Below are 26,023 nucleotides of genomic sequence, written 5' to 3' on the forward strand. Positions count from 1 at the left end.
GAGAAAGCGACACGTTAATCTCCTCGGCGTGACACGGTGTACCTATGCGGGTTCGAGAATGGCAGGATGTCTTACAGGACGTTGTTGACCGCCGAGTCGATCCTGAAGGGTGGCGGGCCGCGGGGGGAAAGCGGGCAGGTGGTGTCGGCGAGGATCTGTATCTCGCCATCCGAAGGCTGGCCTCTACCATTTGAAGACGTACGCGAAAAACCCCTACCAGGTCCGGGGCGTCGGCACGCAGGTCGCCCGGAAATTGGACGACGAAATCGGGAGCTTCCTCCCCGAAAAAGAGTACCGTGGCGGACGGTTCGCGGTCCAGAATCCCGAGGAGAAGCGTCCGGAGAAAGACGAGATGGAAGCGCGGGCAAAGCGCATCGAGGAAACAATCAAGGCGCACGCGGACGCGCCGACGTCCGGTGCCGACCTCTTCGACGACGTGATGGAGGCCCTGGAAAGCCCGGCGTTCGGACCGATGGAGTTCGACGGGTACGACCGCCCGGAGGCCGTCTCGGATCTGGAGGAGACGTTCGAGGAGTCCGAAAAGCTCCTGAACGAGGAACTGGACGACCTCATCGACGAGGACGAGGTCGGGCGCGGGTTCCAGTAGTTCGGCGGGCCGAACGGATTTTCACTCGCGCAAAACAGGTCTGATTTCTCACTGGTGGCGAAACCGATAGTAGTGTCGAGCGAGTACGACACTCAGTGACCTTCGGATGCGCGTGACTCCCCCCGACATCGCAGTGCCCGATGGAAGAAACGGCGGTCGAGTGATCGCACTCATCGGTATTCTGTTGTCCATCGTCGTCGTCATCGACCCGCTCGTTCGCTCCGGGTCGGTATGGTTCCCGGAGTTCATCATCGAGATGACGCTCTCGGCGATGCTGATATACGTGGGGTATCGACTCACGCGAAGCGATATCGACGCGAAAACGCTCCAAAAAGTGGACGTTTCCTGTTTCAAGGGAATGCTCGCGCTCGGCGGGTTCGCGGCGGGCGTCATCGTCACCGCGAAAGTCTCGGGGTGGCACATCTCGAACCCCTATTTCCTCGTCCAAACGATGGTGACGAGCGGCGCGCTGTTGGGACTCGTTATCGGCGTCGCCGGGATGGTCGCACCGCTTCGCACCGGGTCGAAAGGTGGGGCGTCGAACGAGTCGAGCGATAATTCGAACACCTCGGGTACTGGGGCCGGTTCGACGAACCCGAGCGGTTCGACCGATTTGCCGAACTCGACCGGTTCGGCCGATTCGAACGATCCGAGGACCCCCTTTGCCGCCGACGCGGACAGTGCCGAACTTCCTGCCATTCCCGAGGGAGCTATCGCTACCGACGGGCTTCAAGCACCGTCCGGCGTGGTCGATGATTGGCTCGAAGTCCTCGCTGACAGGAACTGTCGGTACGTGCTTCGAATGGCGATGAACGCACCGGACGGCGTGCTCACGATCGATGAACTGACCGCCACCGACGAACTACGAAAGCGCTCGCTCGAAACCAACCTCCGTCACATAACCCTGCCGAAGCTATGGGACCTTCACCTCATCGACTACGACGACCGGACGGGAACGATTCGCTACGATAGCAACCCCGCGTTCGAGGAACTGTTCGAGACCGTCGAACGGTATCGACAGTAGTCCAATCCGCACCGTCTCGCCGGGATTTAAGCATCTCGCTCGCTCCGTTCCTTTCATGCGGGCAGCACACTCGGGTGACGACGTACCACCAGTATCGATGGATCGGGTGCGATGATGGTCGGACCGACTTCGAAGGAGGAACGCTCGTCCGCGATGTTACGACTGAAGATCGCCATCGTCCTGCTGGTCGGCGCGTCCGGCGGTCTCATCGCCTTCCACGGCGGGGCGACGCCGGTCGTTCTCGTCGGTGCGATCATCGGCGGTCTCATCCTCGGCGTTCTACTGACGTGGTATCTGAGCAGAATCACACGCTGATTTCGGCGGACGAACCACCCGCCATCAATCCATAGATGTTTAAAACAAAACGCCCAACGATCGGACATGAACCGGCTTGCAAAGGCCGCGGCGGTCGTCATCGCCGTCGCCGCGATTCCGTATTTTTGCTTCCTCGCCCTGTACGGGTACCTTCGCCCGGACGGCTCACCCGCCCGGAAACGGCAGGCTGAACCGACCGTAAGCATCATCCTTCCGACATACAACGAGGCGGATATCATCGAGAAGAAACTGGACGACCTGCTCGAACTCGACTACCCGATGGAGAAGGTCGAACTCGTCGTCGTGGATTCGAGCGACGACGAGACGCCCGAACTGATCCGCGAGTACTTCGCCGACCGCGAACACCCGTCGCTGAACCTCATCGAAGAGAGCGAGCGACGTGGACTCGCACCCGCGCTCAACGACGCTTACGCCGCCGCCGAGAACGAGATGGTGGTCAAGACCGACTGTGACTCTTACACCGCGAACGACGTGCTTCGCGTCGCGGCCGCGAACCTCGCCGACCCGGAGGTCGCCGCAGTGACCGGCCAGAACGCGGACGTGCTCGGCGGAAGCGAAGTCGAGGCGGGCTATCGCGGCGTCCAAGCACACATCCAGACGCTCGAATCGCATCTCGACTCGACGCTGATATTCCACGGACCGTTCTCTGCGTTCGAGAACGACGCCATCGTTCCCATCGACCCGGAGTCGCTCGCCGACGACACGGAACTCGCGTTGAAGATTCGTCGCAACGGCAAGCGCGTGATCTTCGACCCGGAGATCCGCTACAGCGAGGCCTCTCATTCGGACTTCCGAAAACGACGTCTCCAGAAGGATCGCCGCGGTATGGGATTGATTCGGCTACTCGCCCAACACCGCGATGCGCTCGGAAAACACGGAAAATACGGTGGCGTCGTGCTCCCCTTCAACTGGTGGTTCATGATCGTCTCGCCGTGGCTACTCGCGCTCGGAATCGGACTCCTGACCGGGGCTGCACTGGTCGCGGCGGGACCGTTCGGTCTCGTCGTCCCCGGTGGACTCGGTGCGTTCGTCAAACTCGGCGGGAGCGATCGACTCGGCCCGCTTCAACCTGTGTACGCCATCTTCGACACGCAAGTCTCGCTGTTCCGCGCGAGTTTGGAGTTGTTACGTGGTGAAGGCGATGGAACGTGGGAAATAGACGAGGAGCTACGGGAGGCGTTCGAATAGGTCGTACACTCCACGCAGGAAAACCACCAGTGTTCGTCGTCGTCACGGAGGGATAGTAATGAATCAACGAACCGTCATTCGCTGTGTCAATCCGAAATGAACGATCACGCATAGTACGAATACGCTGTACTTTTAACGAATCGTTCGGTAGTAGCGGTAATGCCTCGTATATCGGTCATCATTCCAACATACAATGACGAGGATGATATCGGGAGAACGTTGGATTCCCTTCGAGCGCAAACATTCCAAGATTTCGAAGTGATCGTCGTGGATGATGGTGACGATGGAACTGCGGACATCGTTCGCGAATCGCCGTATCGCGTCGTGGAACGGACGACTACCGGTATCGCGAGTGCACTGAATCGCGGAATCGACGAAGCGGAAGGCGAGTACATCGCTCGTCACGATGCGGACGACACGTCGCACCCGGAACGGTTCGAGAAACAGACAGAGTTCCTCGACGAACATCCCGATGTCGGTGTGCTTGGCACCGGTGCATACATCGTCGAAGACGGGGAGATACGTGCGCGACGACGGGTTTTAGAACGGGTTCCGCGGGAGGCGTTCTTCGAAAAGAACCATCTCGTCCACGGAAGCGTCATGATGCGACGTGACGTACTCGACGATGTCGATTATTACGATGAACGGCTTGACCATATCGAGGATCTTGACCTATGGGTTCGAATCGCCGAAACGTCGACCATCGCAAACATCGACGAACCGTTGTACGACTTCACCGTTCACGAGGAGAGCGTCTATGCGGAACGGTTCGAAGAGGTGCTGTTACTCCACAAATTTATCAAGGAACGTGAGTCGGGAATCCCGAAGGAAGTCGAACAAGCGGTCTACGACGGTGACCCGTCCGCAATCCTTCCCCACATGGAGAACGATATCGCCACGCTCCATCGAACGATGGCGATAGAACACCTCCGCTACGGCCGACTGCGGGAAGCGCGGAAGGTGATCTCCAACTCGATTACGGAGGGGATGAGCGCCATCGACCTCCCACTCTACATCCTTTCGCTCACCTCTCCTGCGACGGCCAAGCGTGTCGCCGACATGTATCGAAAGATCCTCAATTGGCGGATAGCACGCCAAAACAAGCATTTGAGTCCAGTTTCGTCGCCCCGATAGCGGATCGATCTCACACCCATTCTCGGCCGCGTCCCGGTAGACCCCTAGAAGAGTGACACGCAAGTTGTCGCTCAGGAGTAACAGCACGCACCCGTAAATGACTGCGCCAACCGATATCACGCTGCCGACCTTCCACCAAACGTCGAGCGTCAATAGGTTCGTAAGTATCTCTATGACTAGATACATGACGCCCCCCGCGAGCAACTGTTCAAGAAGCGTCCGGGGAATGTGCGTGATGTTCGATAAAAGACGGTGTACCGTGAGCGCCCGGAAGACCCCACGAACGAATTCCGCTACTATCGTGGCGATTACGACGCCGATTCCGCCAAGGCTGGAAATCAACAGCAACCCCAATACGATGTTGATCGCCAACGTGACGACCGATATTCTGAGATCGAGATTCGGTTTGTCGAGTCCCGACAGTGTGCTCGAATAGATATCCGACTGTGTCTGGATGACACGGAAGAGTGCGAGCCCAACGAGAAACGTCGATGCATCCGCGTACTTCCCCCCGTAGGTCGTGACGACCAGTTTTGAGCCATCGATAGCGCACCGAAAAAGATCGGAATGGAGACGATACTCGAATAGGAGAGTGCATTGGAGATATCCCCGGACGGGTCCCCTCGTCGGCTGTGAATGTTGGAGATCTTCGGCATCAGACCATTGGTGATCGCTCCCGTCAGGAATATCGCGGGGAGCGTGAGTTTCATCGCCACTTCGTAGTCGCTGACCACCGCCTGCGTTAGGATCGTTCCGAGGAGGAGGATGTCCAACCGGTCGTACGTCTCCCCGATGAGGAACGATGGCATCGTATATCTCGCGTAGGACCAGACGGATTTCACGACGCCGAACGACGGGAGACTCGGAGAGAGATCTAGAAAATAGTACGTTATGGGGACCGTCAAGAAGGTCGCGGTAGCCAGTCCGAATCCCATCCCCGCGGCACCTAACCCAGCGAGAATGAACGCAATTTGCAGTGGAAGCGTCAGAACCGATCGAAGTGTGTCCAACCAGGTGGCGAGCGACGGGTTCCCTCGTGCTTTGAGGAGCCCCTGTAGCGGGAAGAAAAACGCGAGTGAGATCCAAATGGAGAAAAACACCCATCGAGCCATCGGGACGTTCGTATGGTCCACGACGAGATTCGTCGTTCCAACCACTGCTCCACAGAGGAAGAACAGGACAACGTTCAGGCAGAAGATCAGTCCCAGTAGTTCCGACTTCGCGCTCCCGTCCTCGGAGAACCGTTTTTTCACCGCGAAACCGATTCCACGAACTGGCTGATCGACGAGAAACACGATCGAGAGCAGGAAGTAAAAGCCGCCGAACGCGCTCGGGTCGAACAGACGAGCGAAAATGACCGTCCCAGCGAATCCAAAAGTCGCCATCACGCCTTTCGCAAGGAGTCCTTTGATTGACTCCCAGCCGAGAGACATCGTTTCTATTTCAGCCATGGAGAGGGGAAGCGATCGGTATTCTGGAAGTCGTGATAGTCCGACAGCCAAGAGATCCGCGGGTCGTTCGAACAGCTCCGTCGAAGCTGTATTCAGTCATTGCTACCGTGTAGAGACGAGATACGCTTATTCTTAGTCATAGGTATCCAAGGTCTTTCAGATCCTCTTCGACCGCATCGGATTTTACGATTCCGGACGGTTCGAACCGACTCTGTTTGCGCTGTAATGCTGGTCGACTCACTTCGTCTCCATCGCAGTCGAACACGCCGTTCGGATTCGCGATGAGCCCCTCCTCAATGGCAGCGGCCTTGTTTCCGTGACTCGCGTACGCGGTCGTCCGATCAAGCATCCCCTTCCGGTATTCTTCGCCGAGGACGATGGACGGAATATCGATACTCGATACGAGTTCGCTCTCGACAGAGGCGGTCGTTGCGAACGGGACATGCAATATCTCCTCACGTAACAGACCGGGGTGACCCCAGATTCCGTCCTCACCGAGCATCTCTCCATGATCCGCCGAGAATACGACGGTCGTGTCGTCGGAGATGATGTCCCAGAGTTCGGCAAGTTGCGCGTCCAGCTCGACCACCTCCTGTCTATACAACTCGCGAACCGTCTCGGCCTCCTCGCCATGAACGCCGTTAGCAATCGCTTGCCGACTGAGCTCTTGCGCTTCGCCCCGGGAGAGATCGGTATCGTCGGGATCGTAGGGGTGGTGTGGTTCCATGAAGTGGAGCCAAGCGAACCACTCGTCTCCCGCGACGTTCTTGAACTCTGAAACCACATCGTCGGCCGGTCGAAACGACTTCTGTACGGTAGTGGGAGAGAGCCGTTGGTAGAGCGAATAAAGACGTGCAATGGCCCCGTACACCGGTCCCTCAGGAAGGATCGAATCGACTCGCTGTTTCAATCCTTCCTCGCGGGACGGTGTTGGCGAACTGAAGTGGTCGAATCCAACGTCGTACCCGTATCGCTCCGAGATGAGTCGGTTCGTCGTAATGCCGATCGTCGGTACGTCGATCTCCTCGACAAACGATTCCGAAATCTCGTTCGACTTCGTATACGTCCCGGTGAACACGTTCGGAAACGTCCCGAGTGTCGCTGTCGCTGTTGCGTACGCGCGGCCGTGTGAGTCCCCGAGAAATTCCCGCGTTCGCTCCATATACTGGTAGTGATCATATCGAAGCGAATCGACCGTTACAAGTAGCGTTTTCATCGTATCTCACCAAATTCGTCTCGAAGTGGACCATCAAGTACGATGTCGCTGTTCTTGTCGATTCCATACTCCCACGACGGGAACTCACGCCACGAGTGGCGTTTCCGGCCGTAATTTCGGAGCCCACGAGAATCCCACAATCCCTTCAACGCTATCGCATCCGCAACGAGCGCCTTCGGGGGCGAAAATTCGTGGTGGTGAAACCGAGCGATCTGTCCGTACGAGAATCCACAACGAAGGTTATCGCGGGTACTTCGCGACCACTTTTGCATCCGTTTCGGAAGCGTCGAGACGTCACGAGTCGGGATCTCTTCGCTCTTGTTTTCGGGATACAGACGTAGGGTAACTCCGTCCGTTCGAAGAGCCCTATCGACGAAGACACGTTCTTCCACACGTCCGAGAGGAGGCCACCCACCGATTTTCTCGTGGACATCTCGAGACGAGATGTATATCGAATCGAGCGTCATGAAAAAGAGATTTTCGTGTTCCTCGCGGAGAGACTGATATAGTTCGAGGTATTCCGTTAAGTCCTCGTATTGACGGTCCGTGTCGAGATGTTGAACGAGGATCTCTCCACTGCTCTCTTGGACAGCGATTTCCCTCCCCTCGCCGAGGTTCGATTCTTCAACTACGAACTCAACCGGTTCGTGCTTTTCTGACAGATGTATCAATTCTTCTAGACTCTCGTCCGTACTTCCTCCGTCAACGACTATCAACTCGCTACTATCGGGGAGTGACTGTACCAACGACGTAATCGCTGTGTCGATACTGTCCCCTTTATTATAGTTAGTCGTCAGGAAGCTCCATTCGACAGACATCATTCGACTCCCTGAGCGCAGTTCGGTGTGTCTCGTGTTGCTGGATCGGTCGGCCGCTTCAGCCCTTTTGAATCTCCTCGCGGGAGTGTATTACATATAACCAAGGTCATAGAGTCGGTCCTCAACTTCTGTTGCAGTTGCTTCATACTTTTCCGGTTCCGTCGTGGTGAACGTTCTCTCATCTGTACAATCGTAGACATCCCATGGTACCCTTCTGAGCTGTGGGATCGGATATCCTGCTGGATGACCGTAGGCGCCCCATTCACCGAACGCATTTCCGTGGTCCGCAGTGATAGCAACGGTACCAGTGACGTTTTCCATCAGTAGTTCGACCTCCTCGAAGACGTATTCGAGATTGTCGCGGTATGCTCTCCAAGCGTCCTTATCGGAGATACTTCCCAACCTCATTTCGAGCCAGAAGTCGCGTCCCGGATCGCCGAACTTTGCTTTCTCTATCTTCCCACCGATATTGACGTCACTTCCGATGGCGGGGAAATGAGGTTGCATGTAGTGGATGATCATTCGTTCCGGGGTTTCTTGCCGCCACGTCCGAACAGCCTCGTTGGTAAGCGGTCGTGGTGGAATCGTCCCCTCGTCGTCATCCCACCCATACTCCCATACCTCTTCCAGCGCATAGAAATGGTTCTCGTCGAGATACTCACGCGAAAAGATATTGCCGGTGATATAGGCAGTTCCGGTCGTGTCCGCGTTGCCAAATGTATGTTGCATCCACTCCTCGGATGAACTGCCGACCGACCAGATAGTGTCGGCATCCCCGTTGATAGTCTCTCGATAGAGGTCGAGACGGCAGGCATCAAGGATTACCAGTACGTCCCACTCTTTCTCATAAACGTTCGTCCCGAAACGATTTACGTACGGTGTTTTCGAGATAGCACTGGTGAAGAAATCCTTCGATATGTCCGGTATCGATTTCAGACCCTCCCGTTGAAAGTGCCTATCAGACTTCTCGATGAAATCCTTGAGTGTCATTCTACTTTCCCGCTTGTTCCTACGGGGAATAGAAGAACTTGTCGGTAGATGGGGCATTATAAACGTTCATAGAATTACCGTAGATGGGAATCATGAACCATCGCTGGTGGTGATTTTCCCGTTTTCAGAAACGGTTCAGCGCAGATAGTTACAGAATATTTCATGTTTTCCAACACGTTACCATTCCGAATTCGAAAACACGCTATCATAAGGCTTATGCGCGTTTTGCCAAATTCTCCACCAGATGAGCCAAGGCACCGAACAGGTCGAGGACACCTCCACGTCGGCTACTTCAGTCCTCGACTATATCGAACACTGGTACCACATTCCCGTACTCGTACTGTTACTGGGATTCATGTTGTGGGTACGCCTCCAATCGTACGGCAACTTCCTCATCAACGGGAAGGTGTACCTCTCCGGTAACGACGCGTGGTATCATCTCAGACAAGTACAGTATACAGTCAATCATTGGCCCGCGACGATGCCGTTCGACCCCTGGACGTACTATCCGTTCGGGACGAGCGTCGGCCAGTTCGGGACGTTTTACGACCAACTCGTCGCCACGGCGGCGCTGATCGTTGGGCTGGGGGACCCGTCCCACCACACGGTTTCACTGACGCTCCTCGTCGCCCCAGCGGTCTTCGGCACGCTCGTCGCCATCCCGACGTATCTCATCGGGAAGCGACTGGGCGGCCGACTGGGCGGCCTCTTCGGCGTTCTCGTGTTGGCGCTCATTCCGGGAGTCTTCTTGAACCGTGGTTTGGTCGGATTCTCGGACCACAACATCGTCGAGCCGTTCTTCCAGACGTTCGCCGTGCTGGCGATGATGATCGCGATTTCGGCCGCGGAACGGGAACGCCCCGTCTACGAACTCCTCTTGGACCGTGATTTCGCGTCGGTCCGCCGACCGCTCGGCTACAGCGTCCTCGCGGGAATCGCGACCGCGATGTATCTCTGGGTGTGGCCACCGGGCGTCCTCCTCATCGGCATCATCGGCGTGTTCTTCCTGCTGAAACTGACGGCGGACTACGTGCGCGGTGTCAGTCCCGACCACCTCGCTTTCGTCGCCTCGATCAGCATGGGTGTGGCCGGGTTCCTCTTGCTCGTCCCGCTCGGAACGATCGCGTTCAGCGCGACGAAGTTCTCCCTGCTCCAACCGTTCATGGCGTTCGCCATCGCAATCGGCGCGGGATTCATGACGTGGCTGGCACGCGAATGGGACGACCGAAACCTCATGACCACGGGCTACCCGCTGGCGATCTTCGGTATTATCGCCGTTGGCGCCCTCGTCGTCTCCGTCGTCCTACCGAATCTGTTCCACCTGATTCAGGAGAACCTCGTTCGCTTCGTCGGGTTCAACGCGGGCGCGGCACAGCGCACCATCGGTGAGGCGAAACCGTTCCTGAGTAGCGGCGACTCGCTGACGTCGGCGGTCGTCCCCCAGTACGGTTTGATGTTCTTCACGGCCATCATCGGCGCGTTGGTGATGGTGTGGCGGTCGGTGTCGTCGAACGAGAACGACGCCGAAAAGATGCTCGTGCTCGTGTGGTCGGCTTTCATCCTCGCCGCCGCGTTCACGCAGGTGCGCTTTAACTACTACCTCGCGGTTCCGGTCGCGGTGTTGAACGCCTACCTCTTCGGGTGGGTGCTCGGACTCGTCGGCTTCGGAAAATCGACCAGTCAAACGATCCGAAACGCCGAACTGTATCAAGTGCTCGCCATCTGTTTCGTCTTCCTGCTGGTCGTCCCCGGACTCGTCATGCCGATGTCGGTCGGGGGGTCACAGACCTACACGGCACAGACGGTCGGTAACAACACCGGACCCGGTGCGATCACGCAGTGGGAAGGCAGCCTGCAGTGGATGCAGGGCAACACGCCACAGGAAGGCAACTACGGTGCCGGAAACAACAGCTCGATGGCCTATTACGGCACGTACACGCAAGGTGACGGCGACTACGACTATCCGAACGGGTCGTACGGCGTCATGTCGTGGTGGGACTACGGCCACTGGATCACCACCAACGGGGAACGGATTCCGGACGCCAATCCGTTCCAGGAAGGTGCGACCACCGCTGCGAACTATCTGCTCGCCCAGAACGAGTCACAGGCCAACGCCATCCTCGACAACATGGGCGATTCGAACGAGCAGACCCGCTACGTGATGGTCGATTGGAAGATGGTCGAGACGAAGGGACAGAGTGGGAACGTCAAGTTCTTCGCGCCGACCGTCTTCGACGACAACGTCTCGTCGAGTGACTTTGTCGACTACATCTACACCAACAGCAGTTACATCACCCAACACAAGCAGGCGTACTACAACAGCACGATGGTTCGCCTGTACAAGTACGACGGGAGTTCCGTCGATGCGCAACCCGTCGTGTTGGACTGGGATCTGACCACGTACCAGGGTCAGACGTACAAGATCAATCCGCAGGTGAAGAAGTTCGACACGATGAAGGAAGCCCGTCAGTACGTCAAACAGGACGGCTCCTCGCAGATAGGCGGTATCGGACCATATGCGAGCGAGGATATCCCGGCGCTTCAGCACTACCGTGTCGTCCACGAGAGCCAATCCACCGCGCTGCGCTACGGATCGACGCACTACCAGGTGTTCGCACAGCGGGCACAACTCCTGCAACAGGCTAACGTCTCCGTTCAGGATTACTTCCGCACGTCACCCTCGTGGGTGAAGACGTACGAGCGCGTTCCCGGCGCGACGGTGCAGGGAACCGGTCCGGCGAACACCGAGATCACCGCGTCGGTGAAGATGAAATCCGCCACCGGCGGCACGTTCACCTACACCCAGAAGGCGACGACGGACGCGAACGGGAAGTTCACCATGACGCTCCCGTACTCCACGACCGGCTACGACAAGTGGGGAACGGACGAGGGGTACACGAACACCAGCGTTCGTGCCACCGGTCCGTACGAGTTCTCGACACCGAAAACGCTCGGCGACGGCGGGGTCACGTTCAAGAACGCGACCGCGCAGGTCTCGGAGGGCAAGGTCATCGGCGAGGATAACTCGCCGGTGACGGTGTCGGTCACGAACCAGCAGACGGTTCCGGTCGAGGGCGCGAACAACTCGTCCAGCAACAACTCTTCGGCCGGTTCCGCACCGAACAACGCGACGGGCGGCAACTCCTCGGCCGGAAACGGTTCGGTCGGCGCGAACAACTCGACTAACAGTTCGACCAACAGCAGTTCGCTCCCGAGTCCCGCGGCACCATCGACGCGCGCCGGTCTCGTCGGCACCTTCGCGGCCGCGATGGTCGTCTCGCGTCGGGACTGAATCGGATTTCGCGTTTTTCGTTCGTCTCGATTTTCGTTCGGTTTTCCCGTTGTTTCCCGTCGTTTTCCCTTGTCTCTCGGCTCACACGTTCCAGCCCACATTCTCATATCGGAGCGTGTCGTAGACTTCGACGTGACTGGTGACGAACGCGAGTCCGGTAGCGTCGAGCGCGGATGGGAATCGTTTTTTGATTCGACCGGAAACCCCGGGGCAATGCGTGGCCTGCTGACTATCTACCTGAAAGGAGTCTGCATGGGGTCCGCCGACGCGGTCCCCGGCGTCTCCGGCGGAACGATCGCCCTCATCACGGGAATCTACGAACGACTCATCTCCGCCGTCGCGTCCTTCGACCCACGAATCGTGCCGAGCATCCTTCGAGCGTACGACCCGGACGAGCGTGCCGCCGTCCGCGGGATGCTGTCGGAGATGGATCTCCCGTTTCTGCTCGCCCTGGGTGCGGGAATCGCAACGGCGGTCGTGGCGGTGACGGGTGCCGTCACGTGGGGAAGCAAACACCATCCCGTGATCCTCTACGGCTTCTTCTTCGGCCTGATCGCCGCGTCGGCCATCGTCCTCTACAGCGAGGTGTCGATAAACACGCCGGGGCAAGTCGGTGCCGCAATCGCGGGCTTCGCCGTCGCGTTCCTCATCGCCGGTGCGACCGAATCGGCGACCGGTTCGACGCCGCTTCCGTTCGTCTTCCTGACCGGGATGGTCGCCATCAGCGCGATGATGTCCCCGGCGTCTCCGGGGCGCTCATCCTCATGCTCCTCGGGCAGTACAACTACCTCTCCGAGAGCCTGCACGGGTTCAAGGACGCGCTCGTCGGCCTCCTCGACGGTGGATCGATCGCGTCCGTCGTCACGCCCGGCGCGGTCGTGGTGACGTTCATGATCGGTGCGCTCGTCGGGTTGTTGACCATCTCCCGAATCGTGTCGTGGGCGCTCGAACACTACCGGGCGGCGACGCTGACGTTCCTCGTCAGCCTGATGGTCGGAGCGCTTCGCTACCCCGTCGAGAAGACGTTCTCGTCGGCGTCGTTCGCGTGGACGCCGACGGTACTCGGCGCTGCAATCGTCGCCGCGCTCGTCGGTGGGGGTGCCGTCCTCCTGCTCGACTACACCACCGACGACCTCGACTACTGAGTGGGACAAACGTTAACTTACTGCATGGCATAGGACGCTCGATGACCGCGACATACGAATGTGAACAGTGTGGTAACCGCGTGAGCGCGCTCCAGCACCCGGGTGAATGCCCGGACTGTGGTGCCGAGTTGCGAAACGTCAGCGTCCCGCGCGAGTAATTTCCTTCGAGAGGGTGGGGAGCGAATCGAGGCTCTCCGTCACGGCGTCGATGTCGTCGTCCACCTCGATCAGATAATTCCCGGCATCGGCGGTCGTGACCGCGCCGTCCGGCGTCGATTCGATGTATCCCTCCTCCTCCAGAAGCCGAAGGGACGCACGAATCTCGTGGTGTTCCCGTTCGGCGGTCCGCGATAGCCGTCGAATCCCTATCGGACCGTGTTCCCCCACGAGAAGGAGAACCCGATGGGTCCGCTCGATTATCTCGATTTCGTGGTAGAGGGAGTCAAACATGTCTGAAGACTACCGTCGCCCCACAAAAGCGTTCCTCCGAAGCGACACTGTGTGAAACAGTACCGTTCGTAGTCGCGTGGCTACCCCGACGGTCGCACCCCATCATCGGGCCCGACCCGCATCAACAGCAACGCGAAGAGTAGCGGCGAGAAAACCGCAAGGATGATCGCGGCGGCGAAGACGTACGCGTCGGTCGGAATGTTCGCGTTCGAACTCGTCGCTTCCTTTTTCGCACCCTGAATCTGCACCTTCCCGACCATCGTCGTCGGATGGACCACACACCGGTACTGCACCATCTCGGGCGTGGCGGTGAACGTCAGCGACTGCGTCGCTCCCTTCTGGGACATCTTTTCCGTCGCTTTGATGACGTTGCCCGAGGAGTCCAGCAGTTCGAAATTGTGCGGTTGGCCGTCGAGGTTCGTCCAGATGACCTCGTACTTCTGTCCGGCCTTGAGCTTCAACGTCGGGTTCTTCTTCCCGGAAATGCTGGACGGTTGCTGTCCCTGCCAGCCCATGACTTCGCCGCCGAGTTTGATGGTCTTGGTCTTCGTCCCCTGTGCATCGGCGGTCCCGCTGCTCGCGGCGGCGACGGTCCCCGCCGCCGCCGTCGTGAGAAAGGCTCGCCTCGTCTGGGTCCTCGTTTGCTGTCGTGACATCGTACCCCCTCTTCCGTTCACGACGGGAACCGGCAAGAAGGTTCAGGGTCCCGAATCTCGGCTCGAATGTGCGTACAAAAAACTATTCAGCGGTGAGGAGTGTACTCGTCACGATGAACGAGGACACGGTGGGAGAGGTGAGCACGTTCCTGTGGTGGCTCGGCTGGCGACCCTTCGCCGGGATTTTGCTCGGCGTCATCCTCGCGGGCCTCTTCGTCGTTGCGAACCCGACCCTCGCCAGTCTGGCCGTCGGCGCACTGATCGGACTCGGCCTGTGGTACACCGGGACGAAGGAGGTAGACCGGACGTACTGGACCCTCCTCGACGACCACGCGGAGTACACGAAACGGGTCGCCGAGGGGCTACGGGACGACCGGCCCCACGGGACCTGCTACACGCTGAACTACAGTTCCGGTACGTCGCTGTGGGTGAAACCGGACGAGCGATACTTCACGACCCACGCCCTCGTCGGCGACGAGTCGGTCGCGTTTCACGAGGGCGTCGGCGTCGATATGAAACGTCGGATTCCGTACGTCAGGAACGAAATCACCGAAATCCGTTACGAGTGGCTCTCCTCGATACAGTACGAACGGCCGTACGTGCGACTCGAACTGACGAGCGGGAAGTCGATCCGCTACCGTGCGAACGACGCGCCCGACGCCCTGTTCGACGATGTGCGCGCACACATGCAACGCCGTCCGCAGGATACCGCCGAGAAAAAGGGTGAGGCGATTCAGCGCGAGTTCGACTGACCAACGCCGTATCCTGCACTTCAACTGACCAGCGCCGCGTCCAGCACTTCCAGCGGGTGGCGAATATCGTAGCCCGTCCCGTGTTCCATCTGCATCGCGCAGGTCGGACACTCGGTCATGCCGGTTTCGCCGTCGGCGTCCTCCATGTGCTCGAACATCTCCTCGCCGATTTTCATGGACTTGTCGTACTTCTCCTCCTTCCAGCCGTACGTGCCGCTGATGCCGGAACAGGAGTCGCCAACGTCCACCGGGTCCGTGCCGTCGAGCGCCGACAGCAGTTCGACGGCCTGTCCGGCGAGTCCCTGATTCCTGGCGTGACACGGCGCGTGGTAGGACAGCGTTCCGAACTCGGACTCCGGAACCGACGACTCCGCGAGCGCGCCGTCCAGGTCCTCGTTGACACGGAGGTATTCGAGCGCCTCGTAGGTGTTCGACGAGACTTTCTCGGTGCCGTCGAACGAGTAGAGTTCCGGGTACTCCTGCCGGAGCGACATCGAACAGGACGTACACGAGCAGATGACGTCGTACCCCTGCTCGACCAGCGCGGCGAACGTCTCGATGTTGAACTTCGCCGCGCGCTCGGCGTCGTCCAGCATCCCGTTCGCGTACATCGGCGTGCCCGAACAGCGCTGGTCGGGTACGACGACCTCGTAGCCAAACTCCTCGAACACCCGGATCATCGATTTTGCGACCTCGGGCGTGTTGAAGTTCGAGTAGTCGCCGTGGAAGTAGGCGACCTTCTTATCGGCGTCCTCGCCGTCGTCCCTATTTCGCTCGGCTCGTCGCTTCGAGGCGGCGTCCCCGCCACGTTCGTCCCACCAACTGGTGAACGTCTGCTCGGCGAAGGCGGGGAACTCGCGTTCGCCCGCGATGCCGAGCAGTTTCTCGTAGACGGTCTTCGTCACGTCGAGGCCCATCACGAAGTTGGTGATCCGGGGGAACATCGCGCCGAGCGGCGCGAGTCGGCCGTAGTTCGCCAGGATGCGGTTGCGGATGTACTCCCGCGAGAACTTCGACATCTGCTTGTCCACGTAGTCGCCGCGTGCGGTGTTGTGCATGCCCGAGAGGGGCACGTTCGACGGGCAGGCGCTGTCACAGCGCATGCAGTTCGAACACGACATGATCGAATCGTCGATGTCGTGGTCGTCCTTGCGCTTGAGTCGCCACTGTTCCGGCCCCTGGAACTTCGGCCCCGGGAAGTCGTCGTCCACTTCCGCGACGGGACACTCCGTGTCGCACGTCGAGCACTTGTAGCAGTCGTCGGACCCCGGTCTGAGGTCGAGCGGTTCGCCTGTAAACACGTCGCGTAGTTCGGCCGCCTCTCGGCTGCCCGTTTCCTTCTCACTCATGGATTGGTATTCACCTGTTCGCCCGCAAGTCGTCCGGCGACGACGCCCGTCGAAAGCGAGACGCCGCTGCCCGATTTCTCCGCCGCGAAGTCGTAGCCGCCGAGAACCCCACCGGCCGCGCGAAGGTTCCCGAACTCCGGTTCGCCCGCCGAATCGAGTGGGCGCAGTTCGTCGTCCACGTCCACGCCGAACCGCGGGAAGGCGTGGTCGCCGAACGCCTCCTCGTCCGACCAGTCGTAGCGGTCGTCCGGTGCGGGGACGTCGCAGTCGAAAATCGGTTCGGAGACGCGTTCCCGCGTCGAGTCGATACCCTTCCCGACCAAGCCCCCGGTCGCCAACACGAACTGCTCGCCGTGGAACGGGATTGCCGCGCCGTTTCGCTCCACGACGACGGCCTCGATATCGCCGTCATCGCCCGTCTCGAAATCCACGACCGGGTTTCCGGACGTGGTTCGAACGCCCGCCTCGACGAGAGCCTCGTGAAACGCCGTTTCCAGGCGCATTCCCGGAATGCTCGGCGGTCCCATCGGCACCTCGAACACGGCCGCGTCGAGTTCGGATTCGAGGCTGGCGATCACTTCTCCGGTCCGCTCCTCGCCGAGCAACGCCGGGAAGCCGACGCGCTCCGCGCCGTCGAGGTACGGTTCGACCGCATCGGCGAGCGCGGTTCGGATGGGGAGTGACGCGGATACGCCGTCTCTCGGTTCCTCGATTCGCTCGTTTTCGTCCAGCGCGTGGGCGAGCCGCGTGATTCGAGCGTCGGTCCTGAAATCGCCCGGAAACGCGACCGTCGCGCCGTGGACATCGAACGGAACGTCGGCCGAGAGAGCCTCGGAGGCCAGTGGTGCGTCGAAGTCCACCACCGTCTCGAAACCGACGAGCAGGGTGTCCCGGTCGTCGCTGGCGAGTCCCGCGGCGGTCGCGGGCGGGTACCGTGCGGTCGGTTTGATTTTCCCCCCGAAGGTGGGAACGAGGGCGTTTCGGTCGGTGTGTGCCCCCTCGTAATCGGCCACCGAATCGAAGAGGTCGAGGCCGTCGCGGACGCCGTCCTCGCCGACGATTCGGTAGGGGTGCTCGTCCGGAAGCCCCGAAATCGCGTCGAACGGGTCCGAGACGAGTCCGTCGGCGTCCGTGTACCCCAGCACGTCCACGAGGCCGCTCGCGTGCCGGAGCGTGCTTTCCTTGTGCGAGAGCAGACGGACCTGTGCGCCATCGCGGGCGGCCGAAAGCGCGGCGCTCATCCCGGCGATGCCGCCGCCGATGACCACCACGTCGTCCTCAATCGCCACGCTGGCCTCCGTCGAACGCCGCGAAGTCGATGTCTTCGGTGGTTTCGTCGCGGTTCATCGTCGTCGCGTGAAGGGCGTAGTTCAGCGCCCCTTGCGAAAGCTGTTCGCCCCACAGACCGTGACGCTCGCCCTTCCAGCGCTCCTGAAACAGTTCGTCGAGGGCTTTTCGAGATGTGGGTTCGTCGTACTCCGGATGGAGTTCGTTCGCCATCCGGTGACAGCAAATCCCGCCCTGACAGTTGCCCATCGAGGACCGGGTGCGGATACGAACCGAGTTCAGGTCGGACCCGGCCCCCTCGATGGCGTCGTGAATCTCCGCGCGGGTGACGGCCTCGCACTCGCAGATGGTCGGGTTCGGATCACAGCTTTCGAGCACGCCCTCGGCGCGACTGCCGAGTCGCTGGACGCTTCTGCGGCCGATGGGCGAGCGCAACCCGAACTCCTCCATGTAGTCGTGAAGCAGGGTGAAATCGTGACTGCCGGGGAGCGGTTCGTCGGCGGTGTGGCAGGTCGCCCTGACGCCGAGTCGGTCACAGACGTGGTCGGAAATCTTCTCGGCCATCATCCGATAGGTGGTGAACTTACCGCCGACGATGCTCGCCATCCCCGACAGGTCGTCGCGCTCCTCGTGGTCCAACAGGAAGAAGTCGCGTGTGATGTCGGTCGGGTCGGTCGTCCCGGTTCCCGGCGGTTCGTACAGCGGGCGAACCCCCCAGAACGTCCGGATGGTCCGGGAGTCGCGCAGGATGGGGACGAGTTTCGATAACTCGTCGATCATCATATCCACTTCCCAGCCTTCCTCGGGGTAGTTTTCGGGGTCCTCGACCTCCTCGTCCGTGGTGCCGAGAATCGCCGTCGTCTCGTGCGGGACGATGATGTCGGCGTCGCCCTTGGGTCGGCAGTGGTTGATGACCGTGTCCACCTGTCGGCAGTTCATGACCACCATCGCGCCTTTCGAGGGGCGGACTTCGACGTCCACGCCCGCCATCTCGCCGAGTTGTCCGGCCCACGCGCCCGTCGCGTTGACGACGTACTCGGCGCGAATCTTCTCGGTGGTTCCGGGATGGGAATGGTTCCGTTTGCCCGGCCCGCTCGCGTGGCGGACTTCGACGCCCGTGACGTCGCTTCCCTCGACCAGCACGTCGGTCACTTCCGCGTGCGTTTCGATTCGCGCGCCGTGCATCTCCGCGTCGGCGGCGTTGGCCACGCAGAGTCGGAACGGGTCGATGGCCCCGTCCGGGACGGAAATCGACCGTTTCACGTCCCCGGTCAGGTAGGGTTCCTGTTCGCGCGCTTCCCTGGCGGTCAGTTCCTCGGCGGGGATGCCACAATCGCGACAGCCCTGTAGCTTCTCCTCGAAATAATCGTCGTCGTCGCCCTCCAGTTGTACGAACTGGCCGCCGGTCATCTCAACGCAGTGACTGGCGATGTCCCGGAGGACGCGATTTTCCTCGATACACTCCTCGGCGCTGGCTTGGTCGGAGACGGCGTACCGACCGCCGCTGTGGAGCAGACCGTGCATCCGCCCCGTGGTCCCGTGGGTGAGGTTGCCCTTCTCGACCAGCGTCACGTCGAGGCCTCGCATGGCGAGGTCTCGGGCGATTCCCGTGCCCGTGGAGCCACCCCCAATCACGAGCACATCGGCGTCAGTTGCCATGTATGACGGTTCGTTGGAATCCACTTTAGTTTACCGACAGTAGCGGTGGTATAGATAAAATACGGTCCGGCGGCTCGGATTCCGGCGAAACGCGACGGGCGAGAGACAACTATTATCTACATTCGAACGGTTAGACGGCGGTAATGGACATCGGAGAGCGCATCGAGCGTCGCCGGGCGACACCCCAGGTCGCCAATTTCGTCGTCGAGTGTGGTGTTCTCAGCCCGATGACACACATCTCGAACCCCGTCGGGCGAGGGTCCACCTTGGAACGACTGCTCGACGCGCTCGACCCCCTGTTCGACGGACGGCTTCCGTCGAATCTGCATCTGTACGGCCCACCCGGTGCCGGGAAATCGGCCATCGTCACCGCGCTGTTCGACCAATTCGCGGAACGGTTGTCCTCCGGCAACGGGCAGATACTGACGACGACCCGCGCCGAGAGCGAGGGCGGGTTCGATTTCGTCTACATCGACGCCAGACGGGCGGGCACGGCGTTCAAACTGTATCGGTCGGTGCTCGATTCGTTGACCGACGAGCACGTGCCGAAACGCGGTGTCGGCACGGGAACCCTCCGCCGAAAGTTGGCGACCGCCGTGGAGGACTCGAACCGGGGCGTCGTCGTCGCGGTGGATCACGTCGGTGAAGACGAAACGCTCACCGCCGCGGAGACGGAGTCGCTCTTCGACGAGACGGACGACTCGCTGGCCGTGATGACGGTCGGCAGAGCGCGCGCGGAGGCGTCGAACGCGCTCGAAATCCCGGCGTACAGCACCCACGAACTCACGGACATCATCACGGAACGGGCCTCGCGCGGGTTGCGGCAGGGCGTCCTCGACCACGCACAGGTGAAGACGCTCGCGGAGTGGGCCGAGGGGGACGCCCACGACGCGCTCGCGGCGTTGTTCGGCGCGGTAACGCTCGCCGTCGGGGCGGACGCGGACCGAATCCACGACGGGCATCTGACGGCGGGGATGGACGCGGTACCGCGCGACGGCGTTCCGCTCGGTATCGTCCTCTCGCTGCCGGAAAACCGCCGCCACGTCCTCGTCGAACTGCTCGAACTCGACGCGAGCGTTCGGGTGTCGGTCGAAACCAGCGCGACCGCCATCGCGGCGGAGACGGACCTTTCGGCCGGAACGGTCACTCGCTACCTCTACGAACTCGCCGAGGCCGGGGTACTCGAACGGGTGACCTCCGAGAACGGGGTTCGGAGCGGACGGCAACCGAGCAGGCTCGAACCGCGGTTTCCGACGCTCGTGTTCGAGGCGCTCAACGAAAATTGAGCGAAGTCACACGCTCCTTGAATGGGCAACATTTATAATGAAAGTGTTTGATGTTTACAGCCAATGGCCGATTGCCAGTAAAAATGGCTGAGTCACCCGATGGATACGGTCATTCAGGCATCGGACACAGGAGGTTATCCAATGGAAACGAACGACACCTACGTCGGCTCGATAGACCAAGGAACGACAGGCACCCGGTTCATGGTGTTCGATCACTCGGGAACGGTGGTCGCGAACGCCTACGAGAAACACGAACAGATCTACCCGGAACCGGGGTGGGTCGAACACGACCCGCTCGAAATCTGGGAGAACACGCAGTCGGTCATCGAATCGGCGCTCGCAGAGGCGAGTATCGACGCCGGGCAGTTGGCGGCCATCGGCGTGACGAACCAGCGCGAGACGACGCTGCTGTGGGACGCGGACACCGGCAAACCCGTTCACAACGCCATCGTCTGGCAGGACCGGCGGACGACCGACCGCATCGAGGAACTGGAGGCGGACGGGAAGGCGGACGACGTCCGGGCGAAGACGGGACTGCAACCGGACGCGTACTTCGCGGCGACGAAGGCCGAGTGGTTGCTCGATAATTCGGAACCGATCAAGACCCAGCGCGCTCGCCCGGCGAGTCTGCGCGAGCGGGCCGAAAGCGGCGAAATCCTGTTCGGAACCATCGACTCGTGGCTGATTTACAACCTGACGGGCGAGCACATCACGGACGTGACGAACGCGTCGCGGACGATGCTGTTCGACATCCACGAGATGGACTGGGACGACGACCTCTGTACCGAGTTCGACGTGCCGCGCGCGATGTTGCCCGAGGTTCGCCCGTCGAGCGACGACGAGACCTACGGTTCGACGGACCCCGACGGCTTCTTGGGTGCGGCGGTCCCCGTCGCGGGCGCACTCGGCGACCAGCAGGCCGCCCTGTTCGGGCAGACCTGTTTCGACGCTGGCGACGCGAAGAACACCTACGGCACGGGCAGTTTCTTCCTGCTGAACACGGGTAACGAAGCCGTCGAGAGCGAACACGGCTTGCTCACGACGGTCGGATTCCAGCGTTCGGGCGAACCCGTGCAGTACGCGCTCGAAGGCTCCATCTTCGTCACCGGCGCGGCCATCGAGTGGCTCGTAGACATGGACCTCATCGAGGACGCCGGGAAGACCGAGAACCTCGCACGGAGCGTCGATTCGACGGACGGCGTCTACATGGTTCCCGCGTTCACGGGACTCGGTGCGCCTCACTGGAACCAGCGCGCCCGCGGGACGCTCGTCGGCATGACGCGCGGCACCCGGAAGGAACACGTCGTCCGCGCCACGCTCGAATCCATCGCCTATCAGACCCGCGACGTCGCCGAAGCGATGGAGGCCGACAGCGGCATCGAGGTCGAAACGCTCCGCGTGGACGGCGGCGCGGTGAAGAACAACTTCCTCTGTCAGCTACAGGCCGACATCCTCGGGACGGACATCGCCCGGCCGGTCGTGGACGAGACGACGGCGCTCGGGTCGGCCTACGCCGCCGGTCTGGCCGTCGGCTACTGGGAGACCGCCGACGAACTCCGGAACAACTGGCAGGTAGACCGCGAGTTCGAGGTGGCGATGTCGAGCGACGAGGCCGACGAGAAGTACGGTCGCTGGGAGGACGCGGTCGAGCGGTCGCTCGACTGGGCGAACGACGGAGGGACGTAAATGGCGGAACTCTCCTCGCTCTGGGCCATCGAGATGCTCATCGCCGCGTTCGCGGGCGGCGCGTTCGGCGCGGCCGTCGGCGCGCTCCCGGCGTTCATCTTCACCGGCTTCATGGTCATCGCCGGGGAGGCGGCGAACGTCGTGGGACGCTACGTCGCCGCGACCGGTCCCGGCAAGGCGGGCGAACTCGGCGCACTGGGTATCACCGGTTCCATCGCGTTCGGTCCGGTGTTCTCCCCCGCGATCAGTTTCGCTGCGGGGACGGCGGCGGCCGCCTACGCCGCGAAACGCGGCTACATGGAAACCGGCTTCGACTTCCACGAGGCGAAGAACATCGCCTTCGCACAGGGGACGAAACCCGACGTGCTCGTCGTCGGTGGCCTGTTCGGTATCCTCGGCTACTGGTTCGTCCAACTTTCGACGATTTACAGCATGCCCTACGACCCCATCGCGATGGGCGTCGTCCTCTCCGCCGCGGCCCACCGACTCGTGTTCGGCTACAGCATCATCGGAAACGCCAAGAAGGGCCTCCTGAACATGTCCCCGTTCGAGTCGGAGGACCGTCGCATCATCGGCGAACCGGCGGCTGACGGCGGGGAATCAGAGGCTGGCGGTTCGCCCGAAACCGACGGCGGAACGGTCGGAAACCGCTTCCTCGTCGAACCGTGGTTGCCCCACCAGTACAAGTGGGCGAACGTGGCGACGCTCGGCCTCGTCGTCGGGATTCTGGGCGCGTACACGGCCTACGTGACGGGCAGTCCGTTCCTGGCCTTCGGCATCAGCGCGGCCAGCCTCGTCTTCCTGAACTGCGGCGTCGAGCGGATGCCCGTCACCCACCACATGGCTCTCCCGGCGAGCACCGCCGCGCTGGCGCTCGCCCCGGCGGGCATGAACATCACGACGGCATCTCCGGCCGCGATTCAGGCGCAGATTCCGCTCCTCACCGCGCTCGCCGTGGGTGCGGTGTTCGGCGTCGTCTGCGGCCTGTTCGGCGAGGCGTTCCAGCGCGTGTTCTACTCCCACGCCGACACGCACATGGACCCGCCCGCCGCGAGCATCGTCTTCGGCACGTTCCTCGTCGCGATTCTGGCCGCACTCGGCGTCTTCCCGCAGAGCGCGTGGGTCGCGTCGCTCGGGATGTAACCTCGGACGTCACGCACCGACGCGTCGGTCGCCGATTTCCGACCATCGATTTTTCGCCGATTTCCGCGCGAACTCAACGACCTCCGCGTGAACCGGTAGTGAGCGGCAAACCGTAATAGATGAATAGTTGTTCAACTATTCAACTAACAACTCATGGCTCGACAAGACGACCGACTTCGTCGCCTGCTCGACGACGAACTCGACGGGTGTTCGGACGACGACGTGGAACGACGGCGGGAAGAACTGCTGGCGTTCCGCGAGGACGCATTCGCCGAGGCCGACACCGATCACATTTCGACGCTCTCGGCGCTGGCGAGCGAGACCCGTTATCGGCTGATTCGCGTTCTCACGACGGCGAACCGCGACCTGTGCGTCTGTGAACTCACGCCGCTGTTCGACGTGAGCGAAAGCGCGCTCAGCCACGCGCTCTCGGAACTCGCCGATGCCGACCTCGTCACCCGACGGACGGCGGGACGATGGCACTACTACGGGGCGACCGACCGCGCGGAACGCCTCCGTGCCGCGCTGGACGTGGCGTTCTGGGAACCACCGACGGTCGCCTTCGTCTGCGTGCAAAACGCCGGACGGAGCCAGATGGCGACCGCGTTCGCTGAGCGGGAGATCGAACGACGGGAGTTCGACGTCGAACTCGTGACCGGCGGCACCGACCCGGCGGACCGGGTGCACGAATCCGTCGTGGAGACGATGGCGGAACGCGATTTCGACCTCGCGGACCGAACCCCGCGGGAGATCACGTTCGAGGAGTTGCAGACCTGCGATTACGTGATCACGATGGGTTGTTCGGCGGCGGACGTGTGCCCGGCCTCGTGGGCGGGCGAAACCCGCGACTGGGACCTCGACGACCCCGACGGAGAATCCTCCGAGCGCGTCCGCGAAATTCGGGACGAAATCCGCGGCCGCGTGCGGTCGCTGTTCGACGAAATCGAGCGCTGAGACAGGCGACGGGGGTCGGATAACCGCGAACGCCGAACCTAAGTGTGGAACCGACGAACCCCCGGCATGGTTCCACCGCTCGTTCTCGACATCGACGGTACGATGACCCGGCCGGACGACTCCATCGACCCGCGATTTTTCGACTTGCTCCCCGACTGGGAGGCCCCAGTCGTCATCGCCACCGGCAAGGCGTTTCCCTACCCCGTCTCGCTCTGTCACTTCCTCCAGATTCCCGAACTCGTCATCGCCGAGAACGGCGGCATCGTCCTCGCGAACGACGAGATTACGCGCAACGGTGACGGGGACGCCGCCCGTAGCGTCGCCGAGAAGTACCGAGAGGCAGGTCACGAGTTGGGGTGGGGCGAAGTGGACCTGACCAACCGCTGGCGCGAGACCGAAATCGCCGTCCAGCGCGACCAACCGCTCGGCCCGCTCTCGGAACTCGCCAGCGAGTACGGACAGGAAGTCGTGGACACCGGTTTCGCCTACCACGTCAAATCCTCCGGCGTGAGCAAGGGCATGGGAATAAAGGCCGTCGCCGAACTGCTCGGACGCGATTTGGAGGAGTTCGTCGCCATCGGCGACTCGGAAAACGACGTCTCCACCTTCGGCGTCGTCGGCGAGAGCTACGCGGTGGCGAACGCCGACGAAAAGGCCAAGCGCGCGGCCGAGACGGTCATCGAGGAGTCGTACTCGGAGGGGACGATATCGGTTTTGGAGGAAGTTCGAGAGTGGCCGTGAAAAAAGAGGTGTGTGCGGAGTTCGCTAGTTTTGGATGCCGTTTCGATTCGACGTGATCGCGACGAGTAGCAGGCAAAGGCCAACGAACAGCGCGTTCACGAACCACGGCGCACCGATTTGTTCGAACGCAAGCGAGCCAACGAATACCGAGAGGGCCACCAGTGCCGCCTTCACGGTTGGCCGCATAGACATGACGATTGATTGAATTCTATTGGGATATATTTGTGGGGGTATTGGAGTATCGAATTACCGAAATTCAGGTTTCGAGAACACTCCCGTTACAAACGAATGTGTTTGGTTGATTTGTAATCTCAGATGTTGGAGACAGACCTCGAAAGCCCCCGCCCGCTCGCGGTCCTCCGGAAGACGTTCCGGCTCACATTCGTTCGCGGGCTGCGACTTCCGTGGCCACACTCACGTTCGTTCGTGTGACGCTCGGCCAACATCTCTCATCCGCTCGCTCCTTCGTCGCTCACTACTTCGAGAGGGGTCGGCGAGACGACCACGCAATGCGCGAGCGGGCGGCCCCTTTCATCCCATCCCGCACCGCCCGTGCCACACGCCTCCCCAACCGATTCCTCCGGAAGCGCTTCGCGCTCCTCCGTCATCCCTCGCACGGATTTTCCAAGACGGTTCGACCGGACGCTGGTCGAACGTCTTGTCAGCGCGCGCCACTCGTCTGGACGAGATACGTGCAAACGAATCAACTCCCACGGCACGCGACATCCTCGTGAGCGGAGCGAAGGAGAGCACAAAAGAGCTTGCTCTGATAGGAGGGTGACGAGCGTAGCGAGGAATGTCCGGGGAGGGTGTGGTGCGGTATTGATGCAACTCAGTATTTGGAGTCTTCTCAATCAAA

Annotated in this window: 23 protein-coding genes and 4 pseudogenes; 15 read left to right on the forward strand and 12 right to left on the reverse strand. The window is 61.0% G+C overall.

What is annotated here, in order from left to right:
- The first annotated feature begins 44 nt into the window (after positions 1 to 44).
- The 5 genes and pseudogenes from A4G99_RS10385 (at position 45) to A4G99_RS10405 (ending at position 4,289) form a co-directional block, all read left to right on the forward strand.
- A pseudogene (locus A4G99_RS10385) lies at positions 45 to 607 on the forward strand (hypothetical protein).
- A 106-nt stretch (positions 608 to 713) separates the two neighbouring features.
- Positions 714 to 1,631: a hypothetical protein gene (locus tag A4G99_RS10390; RefSeq protein WP_066143040.1), complete on the forward strand. Its 918-nt coding sequence runs from the start codon at positions 714 to 716 to the stop codon at positions 1,629 to 1,631.
- Between the two features lie 111 nt (positions 1,632 to 1,742).
- Positions 1,743 to 1,946, forward strand: coding sequence for a hypothetical protein (locus A4G99_RS10395; RefSeq protein WP_223301819.1), 204 nt, complete (start codon positions 1,743 to 1,745; stop codon positions 1,944 to 1,946).
- Between the two features lie 66 nt (positions 1,947 to 2,012).
- Positions 2,013 to 3,155 carry a glycosyltransferase gene (locus A4G99_RS10400; protein ID WP_066143045.1) on the forward strand — a complete coding sequence of 381 codons (1,143 nt, stop codon included), beginning with the start codon at positions 2,013 to 2,015 and terminating at the stop codon, positions 3,153 to 3,155.
- 159 nt (positions 3,156 to 3,314) lie between these two features.
- A complete protein-coding gene (locus A4G99_RS10405) occupies positions 3,315 to 4,289 on the forward strand; it encodes a glycosyltransferase family A protein (protein ID WP_066143048.1) in 975 nt (324 codons plus the stop codon).
- Between the two features lie 132 nt (positions 4,290 to 4,421).
- Here the strand turns inward: A4G99_RS10405 and A4G99_RS29820 are convergent.
- From A4G99_RS29820 to A4G99_RS10425, 5 genes and pseudogenes are all read right to left on the reverse strand, one after another.
- Positions 4,422 to 4,745, reverse strand: a pseudogene (locus A4G99_RS29820) (polysaccharide biosynthesis C-terminal domain-containing protein); the annotation flags it as partial.
- Positions 4,628 to 5,740, reverse strand: a complete 1,113-nt coding sequence (locus A4G99_RS10410; RefSeq protein ID WP_082837781.1) for a lipopolysaccharide biosynthesis protein — start codon at positions 5,738 to 5,740, stop codon at positions 4,628 to 4,630. The pseudogene A4G99_RS29820 and the gene A4G99_RS10410, both read right to left, overlap by 118 nt.
- Before the next feature lie 136 nt (positions 5,741 to 5,876).
- Positions 5,877 to 6,956: a sulfatase-like hydrolase/transferase gene (locus tag A4G99_RS10415; protein ID WP_066143054.1), complete on the reverse strand. Its 1,080-nt coding sequence runs from the start codon at positions 6,954 to 6,956 to the stop codon at positions 5,877 to 5,879.
- Positions 6,953 to 7,777: a glycosyltransferase family A protein gene (locus tag A4G99_RS10420; RefSeq protein ID WP_066143056.1), complete on the reverse strand. Its 825-nt coding sequence runs from the start codon at positions 7,775 to 7,777 to the stop codon at positions 6,953 to 6,955. The genes A4G99_RS10415 and A4G99_RS10420 overlap by 4 nt, the downstream gene beginning before the upstream one ends.
- An 87-nt stretch (positions 7,778 to 7,864) precedes the next feature.
- The gene (locus A4G99_RS10425) at positions 7,865 to 8,764 is read right to left on the reverse strand and encodes a hypothetical protein (protein WP_082837782.1); all 900 of its coding nucleotides are present in this window, start codon (positions 8,762 to 8,764) and stop codon (positions 7,865 to 7,867) included.
- 244 nt (positions 8,765 to 9,008) lie between these two features.
- Between A4G99_RS10425 and A4G99_RS10430 the strand changes: the two genes are divergently transcribed.
- From A4G99_RS10430 to A4G99_RS25180, 3 genes and pseudogenes are all read left to right on the forward strand, one after another.
- Positions 9,009 to 12,056 (forward strand): oligosaccharyl transferase, archaeosortase A system-associated, encoded by a 3,048-nt coding sequence (locus A4G99_RS10430; protein ID WP_066143059.1) that lies wholly within the window; start codon positions 9,009 to 9,011, stop codon positions 12,054 to 12,056.
- A 213-nt stretch (positions 12,057 to 12,269) separates the two neighbouring features.
- Positions 12,270 to 13,201, forward strand: a pseudogene (locus A4G99_RS10435) (DUF368 domain-containing protein).
- 41 nt (positions 13,202 to 13,242) lie between these two features.
- Positions 13,243 to 13,359 (forward strand): rubrerythrin-like domain-containing protein, encoded by a 117-nt coding sequence (locus A4G99_RS25180; RefSeq protein ID WP_150123089.1) that lies wholly within the window; start codon positions 13,243 to 13,245, stop codon positions 13,357 to 13,359.
- Here the strand turns inward: A4G99_RS25180 and A4G99_RS10440 are convergent.
- Together A4G99_RS10440 and A4G99_RS10445 are read right to left on the reverse strand one after the other, a co-directional pair.
- Entirely contained in the window at positions 13,340 to 13,651 is a 312-nt protein-coding gene (locus A4G99_RS10440; RefSeq protein WP_066143061.1) for a hypothetical protein, read from the reverse strand. The two genes, A4G99_RS25180 and A4G99_RS10440, sit on opposite strands and share 20 nt — an antisense overlap.
- A gap of 80 nt (positions 13,652 to 13,731) precedes the next feature.
- Positions 13,732 to 14,307: a plastocyanin/azurin family copper-binding protein gene (locus tag A4G99_RS10445; RefSeq protein WP_066143064.1), complete on the reverse strand. Its 576-nt coding sequence runs from the start codon at positions 14,305 to 14,307 to the stop codon at positions 13,732 to 13,734.
- Between the two features lie 113 nt (positions 14,308 to 14,420).
- Between A4G99_RS10445 and A4G99_RS10450 the strand changes: the two genes are divergently transcribed.
- Positions 14,421 to 15,059 carry a hypothetical protein gene (locus A4G99_RS10450; RefSeq protein WP_150123090.1) on the forward strand — a complete coding sequence of 213 codons (639 nt, stop codon included), beginning with the start codon at positions 14,421 to 14,423 and terminating at the stop codon, positions 15,057 to 15,059.
- Between the two features lie 20 nt (positions 15,060 to 15,079).
- Here A4G99_RS10450 and A4G99_RS10455 read toward each other — a convergent pair whose 3' ends face one another.
- Genes A4G99_RS10455 through glpA form a run of 3 tightly spaced genes read right to left on the reverse strand, consistent with a single transcriptional unit; the run spans position 15,080 to position 19,354 of the window.
- Complete coding sequence (locus A4G99_RS10455; RefSeq protein ID WP_066143069.1) at positions 15,080 to 16,408, reverse strand: anaerobic glycerol-3-phosphate dehydrogenase subunit C; 1,329 nt, start codon at positions 16,406 to 16,408, stop codon at positions 15,080 to 15,082.
- Positions 16,405 to 17,697, reverse strand: coding sequence for a glycerol-3-phosphate dehydrogenase subunit GlpB (gene glpB / locus A4G99_RS10460; protein WP_066143071.1), 1,293 nt, complete (start codon positions 17,695 to 17,697; stop codon positions 16,405 to 16,407). Before glpB ends, A4G99_RS10455 begins: the two co-directional genes overlap by 4 nt.
- A complete protein-coding gene (gene glpA, locus A4G99_RS10465; RefSeq protein WP_066143073.1) occupies positions 17,687 to 19,354 on the reverse strand; it encodes an anaerobic glycerol-3-phosphate dehydrogenase subunit GlpA in 1,668 nt (555 codons plus the stop codon). The genes glpB and glpA overlap by 11 nt, the downstream gene beginning before the upstream one ends.
- A gap of 143 nt (positions 19,355 to 19,497) precedes the next feature.
- Between glpA and A4G99_RS10470 the strand changes: the two genes are divergently transcribed.
- From A4G99_RS10470 to A4G99_RS10490, 6 genes and pseudogenes are all read left to right on the forward strand, one after another.
- A complete protein-coding gene (locus tag A4G99_RS10470) occupies positions 19,498 to 20,640 on the forward strand; it encodes a Cdc6/Cdc18 family protein (protein ID WP_066143076.1) in 1,143 nt (380 codons plus the stop codon).
- A gap of 141 nt (positions 20,641 to 20,781) precedes the next feature.
- Positions 20,782 to 22,326 (forward strand): glycerol kinase GlpK, encoded by a 1,545-nt coding sequence (gene glpK / locus A4G99_RS10475; protein ID WP_066143078.1) that lies wholly within the window; start codon positions 20,782 to 20,784, stop codon positions 22,324 to 22,326.
- Positions 22,327 to 23,469, forward strand: a complete 1,143-nt coding sequence (locus tag A4G99_RS10480) for a hypothetical protein (RefSeq protein WP_066143080.1) — start codon at positions 22,327 to 22,329, stop codon at positions 23,467 to 23,469.
- A gap of 153 nt (positions 23,470 to 23,622) precedes the next feature.
- Positions 23,623 to 23,961, forward strand: a pseudogene (locus A4G99_RS27155) (ArsR/SmtB family transcription factor); the annotation flags it as partial.
- A gap of 33 nt (positions 23,962 to 23,994) precedes the next feature.
- Positions 23,995 to 24,423, forward strand: a complete 429-nt coding sequence (locus A4G99_RS27160; protein WP_394337456.1) for a low molecular weight phosphatase family protein — start codon at positions 23,995 to 23,997, stop codon at positions 24,421 to 24,423.
- Between the two features lie 66 nt (positions 24,424 to 24,489).
- Complete coding sequence (locus A4G99_RS10490) at positions 24,490 to 25,164, forward strand: phosphoglycolate phosphatase (RefSeq protein ID WP_066143083.1); 675 nt, start codon at positions 24,490 to 24,492, stop codon at positions 25,162 to 25,164.
- Positions 25,165 to 25,188: 24 nt separating this feature from the next.
- On the opposite strand, the gene A4G99_RS25900 is transcribed toward A4G99_RS10490, so the two are convergent.
- Both A4G99_RS25900 and A4G99_RS25905 read right to left on the reverse strand, forming a co-directional pair.
- Positions 25,189 to 25,356: a hypothetical protein gene (locus A4G99_RS25900; RefSeq protein WP_190303739.1), complete on the reverse strand. Its 168-nt coding sequence runs from the start codon at positions 25,354 to 25,356 to the stop codon at positions 25,189 to 25,191.
- 257 nt (positions 25,357 to 25,613) lie between these two features.
- Positions 25,614 to 25,772, reverse strand: coding sequence for a hypothetical protein (locus A4G99_RS25905; protein ID WP_190303740.1), 159 nt, complete (start codon positions 25,770 to 25,772; stop codon positions 25,614 to 25,616).
- Positions 25,773 to 26,023 lie beyond the last annotated feature (251 nt).

Source organism: Haladaptatus sp. R4 (genome assembly GCF_001625445.1).
Classification (GTDB): domain Archaea; phylum Halobacteriota; class Halobacteria; order Halobacteriales; family Haladaptataceae; genus Haladaptatus.

What these genes read in the sequence shown, in the direction of transcription:
- A4G99_RS10390 (WP_066143040.1), top strand. Translation starts at nt 714, where the DNA reads ATGCGCGTGACTCCCCCCGACATCGCAGTGCCCGATGGAAGAAACGGC.
- A4G99_RS10395 (WP_223301819.1), top strand. Translation starts at nt 1,743, where the DNA reads ATGATGGTCGGACCGACTTCGAAGGAGGAACGCTCGTCCGCGATGTTA.
- A4G99_RS10400 (WP_066143045.1), top strand. Translation starts at nt 2,013, where the DNA reads ATGAACCGGCTTGCAAAGGCCGCGGCGGTCGTCATCGCCGTCGCCGCG.
- A4G99_RS10405 (WP_066143048.1), top strand. Translation starts at nt 3,315, where the DNA reads ATGCCTCGTATATCGGTCATCATTCCAACATACAATGACGAGGATGAT.
- A4G99_RS10410 (WP_082837781.1), bottom strand. Translation starts at nt 5,740, where the DNA reads ATGGCTGAAATAGAAACGATGTCTCTCGGCTGGGAGTCAATCAAAGGA.
- A4G99_RS10415 (WP_066143054.1), bottom strand. Translation starts at nt 6,956, where the DNA reads ATGAAAACGCTACTTGTAACGGTCGATTCGCTTCGATATGATCACTAC.
- A4G99_RS10420 (WP_066143056.1), bottom strand. Translation starts at nt 7,777, where the DNA reads ATGATGTCTGTCGAATGGAGCTTCCTGACGACTAACTATAATAAAGGG.
- A4G99_RS10425 (WP_082837782.1), bottom strand. Translation starts at nt 8,764, where the DNA reads ATGACACTCAAGGATTTCATCGAGAAGTCTGATAGGCACTTTCAACGG.
- A4G99_RS10430 (WP_066143059.1), top strand. Translation starts at nt 9,009, where the DNA reads ATGAGCCAAGGCACCGAACAGGTCGAGGACACCTCCACGTCGGCTACT.
- A4G99_RS25180 (WP_150123089.1), top strand. Translation starts at nt 13,243, where the DNA reads ATGACCGCGACATACGAATGTGAACAGTGTGGTAACCGCGTGAGCGCG.
- A4G99_RS10440 (WP_066143061.1), bottom strand. Translation starts at nt 13,651, where the DNA reads ATGTTTGACTCCCTCTACCACGAAATCGAGATAATCGAGCGGACCCAT.
- A4G99_RS10445 (WP_066143064.1), bottom strand. Translation starts at nt 14,307, where the DNA reads ATGTCACGACAGCAAACGAGGACCCAGACGAGGCGAGCCTTTCTCACG.
- A4G99_RS10450 (WP_150123090.1), top strand. Translation starts at nt 14,421, where the DNA reads ATGAACGAGGACACGGTGGGAGAGGTGAGCACGTTCCTGTGGTGGCTC.
- A4G99_RS10455 (WP_066143069.1), bottom strand. Translation starts at nt 16,408, where the DNA reads ATGAGTGAGAAGGAAACGGGCAGCCGAGAGGCGGCCGAACTACGCGAC.
- glpA (WP_066143073.1), bottom strand. Translation starts at nt 19,354, where the DNA reads ATGGCAACTGACGCCGATGTGCTCGTGATTGGGGGTGGCTCCACGGGC.
- A4G99_RS10470 (WP_066143076.1), top strand. Translation starts at nt 19,498, where the DNA reads ATGGACATCGGAGAGCGCATCGAGCGTCGCCGGGCGACACCCCAGGTC.
- glpK (WP_066143078.1), top strand. Translation starts at nt 20,782, where the DNA reads ATGGAAACGAACGACACCTACGTCGGCTCGATAGACCAAGGAACGACA.
- A4G99_RS10480 (WP_066143080.1), top strand. Translation starts at nt 22,327, where the DNA reads ATGGCGGAACTCTCCTCGCTCTGGGCCATCGAGATGCTCATCGCCGCG.
- A4G99_RS10490 (WP_066143083.1), top strand. Translation starts at nt 24,490, where the DNA reads ATGGTTCCACCGCTCGTTCTCGACATCGACGGTACGATGACCCGGCCG.
- A4G99_RS25900 (WP_190303739.1), bottom strand. Translation starts at nt 25,356, where the DNA reads ATGTCTATGCGGCCAACCGTGAAGGCGGCACTGGTGGCCCTCTCGGTA.
- A4G99_RS25905 (WP_190303740.1), bottom strand. Translation starts at nt 25,772, where the DNA reads ATGACGGAGGAGCGCGAAGCGCTTCCGGAGGAATCGGTTGGGGAGGCG.